The 15,627-nt window shown below is 72.9% G+C and carries 13 protein-coding genes; 7 read left to right on the forward strand and 6 right to left on the reverse strand.

Features of this window, described 5'->3' with window-relative positions; genetic code table 11:
* Positions 1-6: 6 nt before the first annotated feature.
* Positions 7-690 carry a GNAT family N-acetyltransferase gene (locus ACH4S8_RS07165; RefSeq protein WP_398391672.1) on the reverse strand — a complete coding sequence of 228 codons (684 nt, stop codon included), beginning with the start codon at positions 688-690 and terminating at the stop codon, positions 7-9.
* A 227-nt stretch (positions 691-917) separates the two neighbouring features.
* Here ACH4S8_RS07165 and ACH4S8_RS07170 point away from each other — a divergent pair, with 227 nt between their 5' ends.
* A complete protein-coding gene (locus ACH4S8_RS07170; RefSeq protein WP_398391673.1) occupies positions 918-3,191 on the forward strand; it encodes an FUSC family protein in 2,274 nt (757 codons plus the stop codon).
* A gap of 87 nt (positions 3,192-3,278) precedes the next feature.
* Here the strand turns inward: ACH4S8_RS07170 and ACH4S8_RS07175 are convergent, their stop codons facing one another.
* From ACH4S8_RS07175 to ACH4S8_RS07190, 4 genes are all read right to left on the reverse strand, one after another.
* Positions 3,279-3,719: an Lrp/AsnC family transcriptional regulator gene (locus ACH4S8_RS07175; protein ID WP_398391674.1), complete on the reverse strand. Its 441-nt coding sequence runs from the start codon at positions 3,717-3,719 to the stop codon at positions 3,279-3,281.
* A 44-nt stretch (positions 3,720-3,763) separates the two neighbouring features.
* Positions 3,764-5,113 carry a transaminase gene (locus tag ACH4S8_RS07180; protein ID WP_398391675.1) on the reverse strand — a complete coding sequence of 450 codons (1,350 nt, stop codon included), beginning with the start codon at positions 5,111-5,113 and terminating at the stop codon, positions 3,764-3,766.
* 240 nt (positions 5,114-5,353) lie between these two features.
* Positions 5,354-6,433 (reverse strand): dipeptidase, encoded by a 1,080-nt coding sequence (locus ACH4S8_RS07185; protein WP_398391676.1) that lies wholly within the window; start codon positions 6,431-6,433, stop codon positions 5,354-5,356.
* Positions 6,430-7,902: an amidohydrolase family protein gene (locus ACH4S8_RS07190; protein ID WP_398391677.1), complete on the reverse strand. Its 1,473-nt coding sequence runs from the start codon at positions 7,900-7,902 to the stop codon at positions 6,430-6,432. Before ACH4S8_RS07190 ends, ACH4S8_RS07185 begins: the two co-directional genes overlap by 4 nt.
* 155 nt (positions 7,903-8,057) lie before the next feature.
* Between ACH4S8_RS07190 and ACH4S8_RS07195 the strand changes: the two genes are divergently transcribed.
* The 4 genes from ACH4S8_RS07195 to ACH4S8_RS07210 all read left to right on the forward strand — a co-directional run bounded on the left by ACH4S8_RS07195 (position 8,058) and on the right by ACH4S8_RS07210 (position 13,019).
* Positions 8,058-8,879: an IclR family transcriptional regulator gene (locus ACH4S8_RS07195; protein ID WP_398391678.1), complete on the forward strand. Its 822-nt coding sequence runs from the start codon at positions 8,058-8,060 to the stop codon at positions 8,877-8,879.
* Positions 8,876-9,826 carry an ornithine cyclodeaminase family protein gene (locus ACH4S8_RS07200; RefSeq protein WP_398391679.1) on the forward strand — a complete coding sequence of 317 codons (951 nt, stop codon included), beginning with the start codon at positions 8,876-8,878 and terminating at the stop codon, positions 9,824-9,826. The genes ACH4S8_RS07195 and ACH4S8_RS07200 overlap by 4 nt, the downstream gene beginning before the upstream one ends.
* A 169-nt stretch (positions 9,827-9,995) precedes the next feature.
* Positions 9,996-10,883 (forward strand): oxygenase MpaB family protein, encoded by an 888-nt coding sequence (locus tag ACH4S8_RS07205; protein ID WP_398391680.1) that lies wholly within the window; start codon positions 9,996-9,998, stop codon positions 10,881-10,883.
* A gap of 108 nt (positions 10,884-10,991) precedes the next feature.
* A complete protein-coding gene (locus ACH4S8_RS07210; RefSeq protein WP_398391681.1) occupies positions 10,992-13,019 on the forward strand; it encodes an ATP-binding protein in 2,028 nt (675 codons plus the stop codon).
* 45 nt (positions 13,020-13,064) lie between these two features.
* On the opposite strand, the gene ACH4S8_RS07215 is transcribed toward ACH4S8_RS07210, so the two are convergent.
* Positions 13,065-13,733, reverse strand: a complete 669-nt coding sequence (locus ACH4S8_RS07215) for a TetR/AcrR family transcriptional regulator (protein WP_398391682.1) — start codon at positions 13,731-13,733, stop codon at positions 13,065-13,067.
* Positions 13,734-13,917: 184 nt separating this feature from the next.
* Between ACH4S8_RS07215 and ACH4S8_RS07220 the strand changes: the two genes are divergently transcribed.
* The gene (locus ACH4S8_RS07220) at positions 13,918-14,322 is read left to right on the forward strand and encodes a cupin (RefSeq protein ID WP_398391683.1); all 405 of its coding nucleotides are present in this window, start codon (positions 13,918-13,920) and stop codon (positions 14,320-14,322) included.
* A 219-nt stretch (positions 14,323-14,541) separates the two neighbouring features.
* Positions 14,542-15,609, forward strand: a complete 1,068-nt coding sequence (locus ACH4S8_RS07225) for a MerR family transcriptional regulator (RefSeq protein ID WP_398391750.1) — start codon at positions 14,542-14,544, stop codon at positions 15,607-15,609.
* Positions 15,610-15,627 lie beyond the last annotated feature (18 nt).

Here is a 15,627-nt window from a genome sequence, read left to right on the forward strand (position 1 = left end):
GAGTGACTATGGACGCCCGGATGCTCCCGGCAGGGGGACGGCCGACGAAGATGCGGCGTGCTCCGGGCCTTCGACCGCCGTCGTCCTGCCCAGGTACGTCAGCGGCCCCGGGTCGGCGACGGCGATCTCGTGGAAGCCGAGACGGTCGTAGAACGCCCGCGCGGCCGTGTTCGCGGTGACCATGCCCAGGTGGACCGCCGGCACCCCACGGGCATGCAGCGCGGCGAGGAAGGTGTTCATGAGCCCTCTCCCGTAGCCGCGCCGCTGGAAGTGCGGCAGCAGATCGATGTGCAAGTGGGCCGGATAGCGGGCGAGTTCGGGCAGGATCATCCGCTCGGGGGTGTGCAGCAGCCCGACCATCACCTCGCTGGGCGTGCTCGGCTCCCTCGTGGGCGCGGGATAGCGGTGCGCGACACGGGGGATCCATGTGCCGCGGAACCGCGCGACGAACTCGGTGGTGTCGCCCGTGCCGACCACGTAGCCGACGGCCCGGCCGTTCCCGTCGTCGAGGACGAAGGCCAGCTCGGGCTCCAGATGACAGTAGGGCGCGGCGAAGAGGGCCGGCATCAGCTCCTCGTCCGGATACAGGGCGCGCGAATCCCCTCCCTCGTCCGCGGTGCTCACGCACACGTCGGCGACGGCGGCACGGTCGGCGGGCCGGTAGGCACGAATGGTCGGCGATGGGTTCATGAACCGCATCCTGACTCCTTGGGAGCGCTCCCACAAGGGGGTGCGCGCTCGACCGCCGTCCGGAGGACGGCCACGGGATGCGCTCCGTGCCCACCGGGACCGGCCACGGGATGCGCCATGCCCGCCGAGGTCGGGGCCGGACGGCGAGATCCGGCGAGGGACGCCGCATGGTGCGATGCTGAAGTACCGGATCACGACCTGGGAGCAGAGCAGGGAACGACGGCAGCGTGAGGACAGTGACACGGCCGAATCGAGCGGCGATCTGGAACCGGTTCGTGGCGTCCGACCCGGGTCTGCTGCGGCTCATGGCCGGACTGCGGACCGTCGGCGCCATCGCCCTCACCCTGGTCGTCCTCGCCCTGCGCGGGGCCGGCCCCAGTCTCATGGTGAGCGGGGCCATGACCGCCATGGTCGCCACCTTCTCCATCAAGGAGAAGCACCGCGGCGCGCAGGCCGTCACCCTCGCGCTCGGGCTTCCCGTGGCCGTCCTGGCGATGTCGCTGGGCGCCGTGCTGAGCACCCATACGCTGGCGGGCGACGTGTGCTTCATCGCCCTGATCTTCGTCGCGGTCTACTGCCGCCGCTACGGTGACCGCGGCACGGCGCTCGGGCTGATCGCCTTCCAGATCTACTTCCTGTCCCTGTTCGGCGGAGCCGCCTACTCCGCCCTCGCCGAGCTGTGCGCGGCGCTGGTCATCGCCTTCGTCTGCAGTGCCGTGGTGCGCTTCGGCGTGGTCGCCGAGTCGACCGAGCGGGTCCTCAAACGGCTGCGCAAGGCGTTCCGGGCCCGCGTGGCCCAGTTGGTCTCCGTCCAGATCGACCTGCTCGACGCCGATCGCGACGACGTCGAGAAGGCCCTGGACGACGTACGGGTGCACACCGCGCGGCTGCACGAGAGCGCGATGATGATCCAGGACCGCCTGGACGAGGGAACCTCCGACAGCGCGAGCGCCTCGCTGCTCCAGCGGCGCGTCGCCGAGGCCGAGATCGCCGCCGAGCGGCTCGGCATCCTCATCCTCACCGCGCGCAGCGCCGAGCAGGCCGACACGCTCGCCCTGCATCTGCCGCACGCGCCGCTGCCCGCTCCGGGAGGCGTGCTCCAGGAGCGCGACGACACCATCGCGACGCTGCACCGTGATCTCGATTCACTGCGGGTACTGGTGGCCGGCCCGGTCTCCGGTGAGCACGGCACCGGGGTGGCCCAGTTGCGCAACCGGCTGCTCGGTTACCGGGAGGAGGACAATCTGCCGAACGCCCCGGCAGCCGTGCAGGACGTCTTCCGCGGCATCGGAGAGGCGGCCCGCGCGGCCCTCGGGCTGCGGCTGGCGCTCGACGGTCCCCAGGACGAGGCCGACGACTCCCCCGAGACGAAACGTTCCCGAGAGGAACTGGACGCCGAGGACGTCTCCATCGCGGCAGAGGAACACGAACGGGACGAGCCGCCCCCCAGGGGACTCGACCGGCCCACGACCCGCGCCGCGGTGCAGGTCTCGGTGGGGTCGACGCTGGCGATCGTCGGCGGGGAACTGCTCTCCCCGCAGCGGTGGTACTGGGCCGTGCTGACCTGCTGGGTCGTCTTCCTGAACACCTCCTCGACCGGGGAGATCCTGGTCAAGGGCTATCGCCGGCTGCTGGGCACGGTCCTCGGCGTGATCGCGGGTGTCATCCTGGCGGGTGTGGTGGGCAACCACACCTGGACCGCGTTCGCGCTGGTCCTGCTGTTTATCTTCGCCATGTACTTCACCGCCCCCGTGTCGTACGTCCTGATGTCCTTCTTCGTGACGGCGATGCTGGGGCTGCTGTACACGGTGCTGAACACCTACAGTCCGGCGGTGCTCGTCCTGCGGATCGAGGAGACGGCGCTCGGCGCGATCTGCGGGATGGTCGCGGCCGCCGTGGTCCTTCCGGTGCACACCGACCGCCGTACGGACGAACTCCTCGCCTCCGTGCTCGTCCGGCTCGGGGACGTCACCGGCGCGGCGGTGGAGCAGCTGAGCGGCGGGATCTCCCTCGGTCTGCTGGACAAGGCCCGGGAACTCGACACGGCTCTGGACGATCTGCGGGCCTCCACCAAACCGCTCACCCACCCGATCACTCCGTGGCGGACCCGCCGCCGGACCGCCCGCTACATCGTCGCCCTGCTGGAGACGTGCGCCTATCACGCGCGGTCGCTGGCGGCGACGGCCGAACTCCTCCCGTACAGCAGGTCGGTCGCCGCGGATCCCCGGCTCAAACTGGCGGGCCGCCGGATCAGCCACAACATCGACGCGCTCGTCGCCCGGGTGGCCTACGACGTCGGGGACAGCTTCGCGGAGACCGGGGCGAGCCTCGCCGCCATGCTGGAGCAGCAGACCCCGGACTCGCCCCGCCACGACCGGGTCACGGGCCGCGTCCTGCGGCATCTGCAGCGCCTGGACGAAGGGGTGATCGGTCTGGCCCGGCCGCTGGGGGTGCGGATCTCCACGCCCGGCAAGAAGGAGGCCCGGAGCACGGCGCGGTAGCCGGCGGGCACGTCGTACGGCAGCCGCGCCGAGGACGTCGCGCGGTGGCGGCGGCACGGCACGGTGGTCGCGGCGGGGGCGGTGGGCTCAGCCCACGTTCCACAGGAACCGGTGCGTGTGGATCCCGAAGTAGGGGAACGACTGCACCTGCCGGACGCCTTCGATCTGCCGTACGACGTCGTTGACGAAGTCGAGCAGATCCCGCGGTCCCGGGCAGACCACCTCGGCGAACAGGTCGAAGCCGCCCGAGGTCAACACCGCGTAGACGACTTCGGTCCGTTCGGCCAGCGTGTCGGCGACCGCTCGTGGATCCCCGTCCACGGCGATGCCGAGCAGGGCCATCGCCTGTCCGCCCATGCCCATCGGGTCGGTGACGCCGACGACCTGGACCGCCTGCGAGTCGAGCAGGCGCTGCAGGCGCTGGCGGGCCGCCGACGCGGACAGCCCGACCTTGGGGCCGAGCTCGGCATAGGCGATACGGCCGTCTATCTGCAGTTCCCGCAGGATGGCCCGGTCGATCTCGTCCACGCTGTTCCTCTCCGGCTGGCCCGCTCCAAGGTTAACGGCGCCGTTCAGCCCGCCAGTTCGGCCAGGGCGGCGGCGAACACCTCGGTGTGCCGGTCCACGTCCTGCTCGGTGGTCGCCGGGCACATGAGAGCCATGTTGTGGAACGGGGTCAGCAGGATGCCCCGGTTGGCGAGGTACAGGTGGAGGAAGTCCTCCAGCTCGGTGTCGGCCGCCGCGGCCGATTCCGTTCCGGTGCGCGGCGCGGGGTCGGCGAACCGGTATTCCGTACGGGCTCCGAGCCGGCTCACCGACCACGGCAGGCTCCATTTGTCGATGCCCGCCCGCACCCCGGCCTCGAAGCGCTCGGAGAACTTCGCCATCGCGCTGAACGCGGCGTCGGTGAGGACGTGTTCCAGGGTCGCGCGCGTCGCCGCGGTGGAGAGGGCGTTTCCGGCGAGGGTGCCGCCGACGCCGCCCATGTCGACCAGGTCCAGATCGGCGCGGCCGAGCAGCTTGTCGGCGAGTTCGGCCGAGAGCCCGTAGGCGCCGGCCGGAATGCCTCCACCGATCGCCTTGCCGATGGTGAGCATGTCCGGCTCCAGGTTCCAGGCGGCGGTGCAGCCACCGGGGCCGGCGGAGAAGGTGTGCGTCTCGTCGTTGATGAGCAGGGTTCCGTACCGGCGCGTCAGCTCACGGACGCCTTCCAGGTAGCCCGGCTCGGGCAGCACGATGCCGATGTTGGTGAGCGCGGGTTCCATGAGGACGGCGGCGACGTCGCCGTGGGCGAGCTCGCGCTCCAGCTGCGCCAGGTCGTTGAACTCCGCGACACGGCTGGTGAGGGTGACGTCGCAGGGGGCGCCGACGTTTCCGGGGCGGGCCTCGCCGTGCCCGTCCGGGCCGACGACGATCAGCGACTCGTCGACGCTGCCGTGGTAGCTGTAGCTGTTCACCAGGATCTTCGGGCGGCCGGTGACCGCTCGCGCCAGGCGGATGGACCAGCGGTTGGCGTCGGTGGCGGTGAGCGAGAAGCTCCAGCGCGCGAGCCCGAAGCGGCGGGTGAGTTCGGCGCCCACCCATTCCGCGTCCTCGGTGGGCAGCATCGCGGTGGCGCCGCCGCTCTCGGCGAACCGGGTCCGTACCGCCTCCGCCACCACCTCGGGCGAGTGACCGGCCATCGCACCCGTGTCGCCGAGACAGAAGTCGATGTACTCGTGGCCGTCGATGTCGGTGACGCGGGCGCCGCGCGCGCTGTCCAGATAGCGCGGGAAGGCCCCGGCGGTCTTGTTCATCCAGGTCATCGGGACCCTGCCGAACAGGTGCTCCGCGCGCTCGTACGCGGCCCTGGACCGCGGGTTGCGGCGCTCGGCCTCGGCGCTCTCGCGCGCCAGGAGCTGCTGCAGGCGGGTGCGGTCCATCGGGGGCTCCTCTGTCGGTGAACACGGTCGCCGAGCTCGGTCGACGACGGTTCGACGACGGGTTCGGCGAGCGGATACGGCAACGATACGAACGTATACAGCTCCTGAGCAAAGTTCAACGATTGATTCCGCAGCACGTACAACCGATTCGAGTGTCATGATGCTCGAATCGGCGATCACCCTCTCCCGCCCCCGAGGGGCCGGACTCCGGCCACCGAACCCACGGGGGCCGGAATCCGGCTACCGGGAGACCTCCGGGGCCCACACCCTGTCGGCGTAGTCCAGGAAGTTCCCGCCGAGGATCTTCTCGATGCGCCCGGAGCGGTAGCCGCGCTGTTCCAGGAGGCGGACGAGCTCCCGGAACTGGTCCACTCCGCGCAGGTCGAGCACGAAGGGAAGCGTGTCGTCCCGCTCCCCCGCCGCCCCGACACCGGCCTGACGCCGCAGGGCCACGTGCTCGGCGAGATGCGCGCGGTAGGCGTCCAGGTCGTCGATGGACGTCACGGTCCCGTCGGTGCCGATGCCGACGTGGTCCTCGCCGCACACGTCGACCGCGTGGACGATGTGCTCCACGACGTCGGCGGCCGTCGCGTGGCCCGACACGTTGAGGAAGGGCATGAAGTAGATGCCCACGAAGCCGCCGCGCGAGGCCACCAGGCGCAGTTCCTCGTCCGTCTTGTTGCGGGGGAGGTCGGCGAGCGCACGGCAGCCGGTGTGGTTGATCGACACGGGGCGCCGCGCGATCCTGGCGGCCTCCAGGCACGTGCGCTCACCGCTGTGGGAGAGGTCGACCATGAGACGGTGCTCGTCGAGGGCCTCGACGAGGCTCCGGCCGAACTCGGTCAGCCCCCGGTTCTCCGGCGCCATGGAGCCGTCACCGATGTGATTGGCCTGGTTGTACGTGAGCTGGACGACCCGGACGCCGAGGTCGGCGAAGGTGGCGACGCGCCCGGTGTCCTCGCCGACCGCGACGGCGTTCTGGAAGCCGTAGACGACACCGATCCGGCCCTCCTCCCGGGCCCGGCGGATGTCCGCGGCCGTACGGACCTTGAGCAGGTCGGCCGGGTTGTCCCGGATGATGCCGTCCCAGACGGCGATCTCGTGCAGGGTGTGCTCGTAGGGCGGCAGATCGCCCATCGTGTAGCCGAGCGTGATGTTGACGGCGGTGAGGCCGGAGGCATGGGCGTCCGCCAGGGTGCGGGCGTCGACGGTCAGTTGCTCGCTGGACGGGTTGAGTTCCGCGGCGGCCTCGGCCGACCGGGGAGCGTTCGGATTGTCGAGCTGCCCGAGCGCGTTGATGATCATGGGAAGGTCGGTCATCGGGTCTCCTCGACGGGGTGGGGCCGTTCGGCGACGTCGGTCGCCCCGGCGGGGTGGGGCGCCGCGACCGGGTGGGTCCCGACGGCGGAGCGGGTCCCGACGACGGGGGCGGGCCCGTCGACCCCGGGGTCCCGGACGCCCTCGGGCCGTCCCGCGCCGGGTGCGACGCGGTCGAAGTCCCGGCGCTCGAAGCGCCGGCCCCGCTTGACGGTCAGCGTGACGCTGCGCAGGTTCGCGATGTCCCGCAGCGGGTCGTCCTCCAGGACGACGAAGTTGGCGAGCTTGCCCGCCTCGACGCTGCCCATGACGTCCTCGGCACCGGCGCTGCGGGCGCCGATCAGCGTGGCCGAGCGCAGTACCTGCGCGGGCGTCATCCCGCAGCGCTCCACGAGGAAGGCCAGTTCCTCGAAGAGGGCGGGGAAGGGGTCCGCGGCATCGGTCTCGTAGTCCGTGCCGGTCGCGATCTCCACACCGGCGCGGTGGGCCTGGGCGGTGAGCACGGCGGCGAGTCCGGTGTTGGCCTCGGCCCGCTCCGCGTCCTCGGGCCCCTCGCCCGCGAGGGCCTCGCTCGCCCACATGCCCGCGGTCGCGTCGAGGACGGTGCCCCGCCGCCGCATCAGGGCGAAGAGCTCCTCGATCCGGGGGTCGTCGCCGGCGGCGAACCGCTCGTGGTCGACCTTCGGCTTGGTCTTGTAGCTGGTCAGCGGTTCGTCCGTGCCCTCGAAGGCGAGCAGGGTGACGTGCGAGACGCTGTCGGCGCCGGCCTCGACGATCTCGCAGGGCGAGGCGGGGAAGACCGTGGCGTGGGCCCAGACGGGGATGCCCTGGCGGTGCGCCTCGGCGGTGATCGCGGCGACGGTCTCGTGGTCGAGATCCGCGTACACCTTGATCGCCGAGGCGTGGGTGCCGCGCGCCAGCGCGACGGCGATCCGCAGGTCGGTGTCCTTCGTGACCGCCTGCATCCACGGCACGGCGCCGGGCGTCTCGCCCTGGGACACCTGGTGGGTGCGCGGGTCGTCGAAGAAGCCGGGGCCCGCCATCAGCGCGGCGTAGCGGATGTCGGGGCCGGGGATCTCCCCGACGAGCGTCGCCCTCGCGAGGTCGCCGACCTGACGCAGGTCGTCGGCCATGTCACGGATGGCCGTGACCCCGCTGTGGACGAGCCGGCGCAGCACCGCCTCGGCGGCGGGCCGGTCGGGCGGCGTCGCGATGTGCTGGTGGGAGTCGATCAGACCGGGGACGACGAAACGGCCGTCGAGGTCGAAGACCCGGGCATCGGCGGGCAGGTTCTCGGCGATCACGGCGTCGTCCCCGACGGCACGGATCACCGGGCCGTCGATCACGATCGACGTCGAGCCGCGGACCGGCTCCCCGGTTCCGTCGAACAGCGTCGCGCCGCGGTACACCGCGACGGCCCCCTTCGCCGCGGGCGCGTACAGGGCCGGTGCGCCCGAAGTCTCGTCCGTCATCTTCACCTCAGTAGTAGCTCTGACCGGAGCGGCTCAGTCCGGACCGGTTGACCGCTCGACCGATGTTGTTACGCTCTAGGTAACATTCGTATCGTCTCTTGCAACATGCGCTACCGTACGCTCGCAGCTCACGACGTCACAAGGAGGGGCCGGAAATGCCCGAGGCATCCCGCAGCGCGGTGGACAAGGCCCTGGACCTGGTCGAGGCCGTGGCCCGTGCGTCCCGGCCGCCGCGTCTCACCGACCTCGCCGAAGAGGTCGGCCTGCACCGCGCGACCGCCTACCGGGTGCTCGTCGATCTGGTCCGGCGTGGCTGGGTGCTGCGGGCCGGCGACCGCTATCTGCCGGGTACGGCGGTCCTGCAGCTGTCGTCCTCGGCGGCCAGGAACTCGCTCGGCGCGCTCGCACGGCCGGTTCTCGCGGCGCTGTCCGAGCGGACCGGCATGATGGTCAACCTTCAGGTGCCCGAGGTCGACCGGTCCCGGGTGATCGACGTCGTACGTCCCGACCGCCTGGCGATGATCAGCAGTCTGACCGGCCAGGCGCTGCCCGTTCACCGGTTCGCCGGTCCGCTCGCCCTCGTCGCCGCCCTCACCCCGGCCGACCGGGTCCCCTATCTGCGCGCCGCGGAGGAGGCCGGGTACCCGCTGGAGGGACCCGGCGGGCTGCTGGCCGACATCGGGGACGCGGAACGCACCGGATTCGCCGTCGAGTACGGGCGCAACGAACAGCCGGTCGCCTCGCTCGCCCGCGCCGTGGTCACCCGTCCGGGCGCACCCGTCTGCGCCCTCACTCTGGTCGGACTGGGCCCGGACTTCGACGAGGCCCTGCTTCCCGGCCTGCGGGAGCGGCTGCGCGAGGCGACGGACGACCTGGCGCGGATCCTCTCCGGCCCCGCGGCCTCCGGAACCCCGATGGACGACGAGGCCGCGTCCGCCTCCACTCCCACCTCCCCGTCCACCGAAGGCCCGGCATGAGCGAGATCCTCTTCCTCGACGGGGCGCAGACGCGCGCCGCACTCGATCCGCACCGCGTCCTGGACGCCGTGGCCACGGCCCTCGTCGCCATCGCCCGCGACGAGGTCTCCGCACCGCCGCGGATCGCCGCCCACACCCCGCACGGCCTGCTCGGCGCGATGCCCGGTCACGTGCCCGGGCTCGGACTCGCGGCCAAGCTGGTCTCCGTGTTCGCCGACCCGGCGCGCCCCGGTCGCAGCAGCCACCGGGGCATCGTCGCGCTCTTCGACGAGACCGACGGCCGCCCGCTGGCCCTGATGGACGCGGAGCCCCTCACCGAGGTCCGTACCGCGGCGGCCGCCACCCTGAGCGCCCACGCCCTGGCCCGTCCGGACTCCGGCCGGGTCGCCGTCATCGGAACCGGCGCCCAGGCGCGCGCCCAGATCGCGCTGCTCGCGGCCGTGGATCCCGGGACCCCGGTCTCCGTCGCCGGCCGCGACCCGGGGCGTGCCGGGAGCGCCGCCGCGCTCCACCCCGCCGGCCGGGCCGCGGAGAGCATCGAGGAGGCGGTGCGCGGGGCGGGCACGGTGTTCTGCTGCACCGGCGCCGTGCGCCCGGTGATCCGCCGCGCCTGGCTCGCCCCCGGCACGCACGTCAGCTCGGTGGGCGGCTCCCACGGGCCCGAGCTGGACACCGACACCGTCCGGGACGCCGCCCTCTTCGCCGAGTGGCCCGGCGCCGCCACGACCCGGCCCCCCTCCGGCGCCCACGAACTGCAGGACCTCCCGGGCGGGCGGCGCGTGACACTCCTCGGCTCGGTCCTGGGCGGCGATCACCCCGGTCGGCGCGACGCCGGCGACATCACCCTGTTCAAGTCGACCGGCCACGCCGCACTCGACGTCGCCGCGGCCCACGTCGCCGACACCGTCGCCCGCGCGAAGGCATGGGGCACCCGCGTCTCCATGTGAGCCGGCGACGGGGCGCCGTGGACTTTCCTCCCCCGGTTCGGCCATGCTGAAGGGTGCTTCCGCAGGTCCGCGCGAGGGCCCGGACCTCCGGAGTCGCGGGCCCGGGCAGGCCGGTCGGGGACGGGCCGCGGACCCGGCGGAACACGACGCGAAGGGAGGCCGGCGCCCCATGGGACGAAGCGGAGCGGACGGCGGCGGAGTACGGGAACGGCTGGGCAGCGCACTGTTCAGCCGGGTCGCGGGCCCGGACGGGCCGGAGAACCGCGCCCGTATCCACGGCACGCCCGGACCCCGCTGGTTCGGGCCGGACCGCCCCATCCGCACCGTGCACGGGGACGCGTCGATGTTCATCGGCGGCCTCTCCGCGCTGCTGCTCCAGTCGCTCCACCCGCTCGCCATGGCCGCCGTCTCCGCCCACTCGGGCTTCCGCGGGGACCCCTGGGGCAGACTCCAGCGCACGAGCACCTTCCTCGCCGTGACGACGTACGGAACGGCCGAGAGCGCCCAGGAAGCCTGTGACCGGGTACGGGCGGTCCATCAGCGGGTGCGCGGTGTGACCTCGGAGGGAACGCCGTACCACGCGGCGGACCCGCACCTCCTCGGCTGGGTCCACGTCGCGGAGGTCGACAGCTTCCTGCGCGCGCACCGGCGCTACGGCGCGCGACCGCTGTCCGGGGCCGACTACGACGCGTACGTGGCGGACACGGCCCGCGTCGCCTCAGCGCTGGGCGTCCTGGACCCGCCCACGGACCGTGCCGGGCTCGCGAAGCGGCTGAACGCGTACCGCGGCGAGGTGCGGACGACGCCGGAAGCACGCGACGCCGCCCGGTTCCTCCTGCTGAACCCGCCGGTGCCGCTCGTCGCCCGCCTGCCGTACGGGGTGCTCGCCGCGAACGCGGTGTCCCTGCTGCCCCCCTGGGCCGCCGCCGAACTGCGGCTGCCCCGGCTGCCGTTGGTGGACAGCGTGTGCGTACGTCCCCTGGGCTGCGCCTTCACCTCCGCCGTGCGCTGGGCGATGGCACCGCAGCGGGCGCGGACCGTCGGGGCGGTCGCGTGACCGGCACCGGCGCGCCCGCCCGGGCGCCCCTGCCCCGCCGGCGCACCAAGGGGCACTGATCGGGCGAAGTCGGCACACAGCGGGGCTCCGGACCGAAAGACTGTGCGTGTGCTGAGAAATCTGCCGGCCGTCCCTCCCGGTTTCGTCGGACGCCAGGGCGAACTCGCCCACCTGGACGACGCGTTGTGCGAGGAGCGTGTCGTCACCCTGACCGGGGCGGGCGGTGTGGGCAAGAGCCGGCTGGCGCTGGAGGCGGCTGACCGGGTTCTGCGCGCCGAAGAGCGCGGGGTGGCGTGGGCCGACCTGTGGCCGTTGCGCGACGACCGGCTGCTCGTCACGTCCGTGGCCGACGCGGTGGACTTCGCGGACCACACCACGCACCAGGCGGTGGACTCCCTGACCCGCTGGCTGGCCGACCGGGACGTCCTGCTCGTCCTGGACTCCTGCGAACACCTGGTCGTCCCCTGCCGCCGCCTGGTCACCCGGCTCACAACGGCCTGCCCGCGCCTGACCGTTCTCGCGACGAGCCGGGAACCGCTCGGCGTGCCCGGTGAACACGTCGTCACCGTGGAGCCGTTGCCACCCGCCACGGACGCCGTGGAGATGTTCCGGCTGCGCGCGGCCGCGGCGGGCACGCCGGTGTCCTCCCCGGCGGACCTGGTGGCCGTCGCGCGTCTGTGCGCGCGGCTCGAAGGCATGCCGCTGGCAGTGGAGTTGATCGCGGGGCAGCTGGCGCACCGCACGGTCGAGGAGCTCGAGCTGGAACTCGGCCCGCGCCTGGACATCGCGGCGGAGGGCAGCCTTCCCGGGCCGCCGCGCCACCGGGCGGTACGGACGACGATCGGCTGGAGCCACGAACTGTGCACGCCCGCCGAACGCCTTTTGTGGGCACGGATGTCGGTGTTCCGGGAACCGGTGGACGCGGGCACCGTGCGCGTCGTGTGCGCCGGAGGTCCGCTGCCCGCGGACGAGGTCGGCCAGGCTCTGGCGGGCCTGTCGAGGAAGTCGGTGCTGTCGCGCGTCGGCGCCGGGTACCGGATGCTCGACACCGTCCGGGAGTACGGCCGCATGTGGCTCGGCCAGGTGGGCGAGAGCCGGGAGCTGGCCGACCGGCACGCCGCGCATTTCCTTCGGACGGCCCGCGACGCCCATCGCGGCTGGCTGGGAGAGCGGCAGGCCGCGTGGTACGAACGGCTCGGCTCGGCGCACGCCGATCTGTGTGCGGCGCTCGACCACTTCCTCTCCGAACGGCCGGACACCGCCATCGAGTTGATCGGCCTGCTCGCCTTCCCGTGGAGCTGCTGCGGTCATCTGAGGGAGGCGGCGGCCTACCTCGAGGACGCACTGGCGCTGTCCGCCGCGTCCGGCCCGGTCAGGACGAGAGCCCTGTGGGCGCTGGGCATCACCCGTGTCCTGCGCGGCGAGCACGAGCACGCTGGGCAGTTGGCCGCGTTCTGCCGGGACCGCGCGGACCTCCAGGACGATGTCGGTGGGATCCTGCACGCCTCCTATCTCCTGGGTCTGACGCACTTGCTGGAAGGCCGGCCCATGGCGGCCCGGCACGAGGTCGAGACCGCGCTGCGGAGAACCGGCGGCACGGCGTTCACCTCCGCGGGACACGTCCTGTGCCATCTGGTCCGGGTGTTCGCCCTGACCGGGGAGGGGATGCTGGACACGGCGCGCCGGGAGGCGGAGGAGCTGCGGCGCGGCTGTGTCGCCCGCGGCGAGTGGTGGACCCGCTCGTACACCGACTACCAACTGGCGCTCATCGCCCTCTTCGAGGACCGTGCGGAGGACGCCACCGCCCACGCCCTGTCGATGCTGGACGGCAAGCGGCACATCAGCGACAGTTTCGGCATCGCGCTCGGTCTCGATCTGCTGGCCTGCGCCCTGGCCGCACAGGGCGCGGGCGAGCGGGCGGTCGCCGCGTACGGCGCCGGGGAGACGTACTGGAGTGCCGTGGGACATCCCCAGCGCGGCACACCCGAGCTGGGTCCGGTACGCGAACGCTACGAGGACACGGCCCGCTCCCTCCTCGGCGACGACGGCTACGAACGGGTCCTGCTGCACTCGACGCTCAGCGACCCCGAGACGATCCTGCACCACCTCCTCGACGGTCCCCGCAGGGGTTCCTGAGGCAGATCGGGCCCGCAGCGGCGCGCACCTCCCCGGCTTGGCTCGTCAGCCCGCGGCGAGAAGGCCGTCCACCAGGGCCCGGAGTCCTTCGACGTAGGTGTCCTGGGCGGTCAGAGGCGCCCAGCGGTCGGCGACCTGCGCCAACCGGGGCAGCTCGCCCCGGTCGAGATCACCGAAGACCCGCTCACGGTAGGTGGATCGGCCGGTGTCCGCGCGCCGCCGTGCTGCCGCCGTGCGGACGACGATCTCCCCTGCGGTGTAGAACCAGATCGCGCGGTATCCGTGGACGGCCTGCTCCGGGGTCAGTCCGCAGGCGACCAGGCCGTCCACGATCTGCTCGACGAACCACAGGGCGGACACGGACATCAGGTCGTCGGCGGTCAGTACCTCCACGATCCAGGGGCAGGCGGCGAGCGCCTCGTGGATCGCGGCAGCGGCGGTGACGACCCGTTCCCTCGGCCGGTCGGGCAGTTCGGGCCGGCGCAGCACCCGCGCGGCGTAGTCGTCCAGCAGCAGGAGCAGCAGTTCCTCCTTGTTGCGGACATGGTGATAGAGCGCCATCGGAGTGCTGCCGATCTCCGCCGCCAGCCGCCGCATGGTCAGCCGGTCCACTCCCTCCGCGTCCACGATGCGACGCGCCGCCCCGATGACCTCATCACGGGAGATACGGGGAGGCCGGCCAGGGCTCTTGCGCGGTACGGGGGATTGCGGCATGACGCCATCCTCCCCCAGGTATCGACAGCAGCGATCCCCTCGGGCTATTTTTCTTACGCGTACAAAAATCTCACGGCGTGATCACGGCGCCCGTGCCGGTGGGCGTACCGCCCCGCCACCGGTCCGCGACACCCGCACCGCCGCGCGCCGCCTCCGCAGAGAACCGACCGGAAGGAACTCCGTCATGACGACGACACCCGTCTCACCCGTCGACCTGTTCGCCTCGGCGCTGCACATCCACCCAGACGGCGGCGTCCGGGCCGCCGAGCGGCGGATGACGAGCGGCGACCCGGGCGCCTGGCAGATCGCCACGTTCCATGTGGAGAACGACGCCGAAGTCCACGCCGACCACTGGGAGATGCACCCGGAGGCCGAGGAGGCGGTGTGCTGCCTGACCGGCGGCGTCCGCCTCTACTTCCGCCCCACCGGACCCGACGAGCCCGAGCACATGGTCCCGTTGCGGGCGGGCACCGCCGCGATCGTCCCCCGCGGCCGCTGGCACCGCCTGGAGCTGGACACCGCCAGTGACCTGATGTCGATCACCCTGCGCCGGGGCACCCGGCTCGAAAGGCGTGCCGGCGTCCGGTGACGCCGTGCCGCGGAGGGCCGGGGCGCTGCATCCGCAGGGCCGTTCCGCGGCGAAGCAGGGGTGAGCCCGGCGGACCGGCCGGGTGTCCGACGGCTCCGGAATCGAGGTGAGGACCGTCATGTCCTGCTGCCGCCCTGCATCGATCCCTGTCACGGACGGGTGGGACACAGCTTCCGGCGGAGCGTGGTCCACCGCTCTTCCGGGAGGAGCGCCGTGGAACTGAGCTCCGACGGGGAGACGGGGACCGCGGGTGCGGGGGTCACCACCGGTTTCCTGGCGCGCCGACTCGGGGTGTCGCCCACGACGCTGCGCTCCTGGGACCGGCGGTACGGTCTGGGACCCGCGGTGCGGGCGGACGGCCGCCACCGCCGCTGGTCTCCCGACGACGTGGCCATGCTCCGGGAGATGTGCCGGCTGACCGCCGCCGGCCTGCCGCCCGCCGAGGCGGCCCGCACCGCGAAGGAGGCCGCTCGCGGCCGTGTCGCGGCTTCACCGGCCCTCGCCTCCCCGACGCGGACCACCGCGCGCACGCGGGCCGGCGCCCGGGTTCCGAAGGAGGCTCCGCCGACGGGCCCCGGCCCGGGAACCCCGCCGGACACCGAACTGCCGCCGGGAGACGTGGCCCAGGAGTGCCGGGGCCTCGTCCGGGCCGCCGTCCGACTGGACACCCTCGCCGTCCAGGAAAGACTGGCGGCGGCGGTCCGGACCCACGGGCTGACCAAGGCCTGGGAGGACGTGATGGTGCCCGCCCTGCGGACCGTGGGCCGCAGATGGGAGACCTCGGGGGACCGTCACGTCGAGGTCGAGCGCCTCATGTCCTGGAACGTCTCCGCCACCCTCCTGCGTGTCTACGTGTCCGCGGCGGGGCACGAACCGCCCGCCTCGGCATCACCCGTGCTGCTGGCCTGCGTTCCCGGCGAACGGCACACCCTGTCCCTGGAGGCGCTCAACGCGGCGCTGGCGGAGCGGCGGGTACCCGTGCTGATGCTCGGTGCCGCCGTCCCGCCCGAGGCACTCACGGCCGCGGTGCGACGCGTGGGCCCCCCGACGGTGGTCCTGTGGTCGCAGTCCTGGTCCACGGCGAACCTCCCGCTCGCCCGGCACATCGCCGAGACGCGCCGGGGAGTACGGGGAGCACGCACGCGGAGCCAGGTCCTGCTGGGCGGTCCGGGCTGGCCGCAGACCGGACCGGGACTCCTTCGCCCCCATCACCTCGCCGAGGCGCTCCGCATGATCACCGCGCCGGACGACCGGACGGCCGACGCGACGGATCGGGCGCACTCCTGACCCGGCGGCACGCCCCGA

It is taken from the genome of Streptomyces sp. NPDC021080 (assembly GCF_044333225.1).
In the GTDB taxonomy this organism is placed as follows: Bacteria; Actinomycetota; Actinomycetes; order Streptomycetales; family Streptomycetaceae; genus Streptomyces.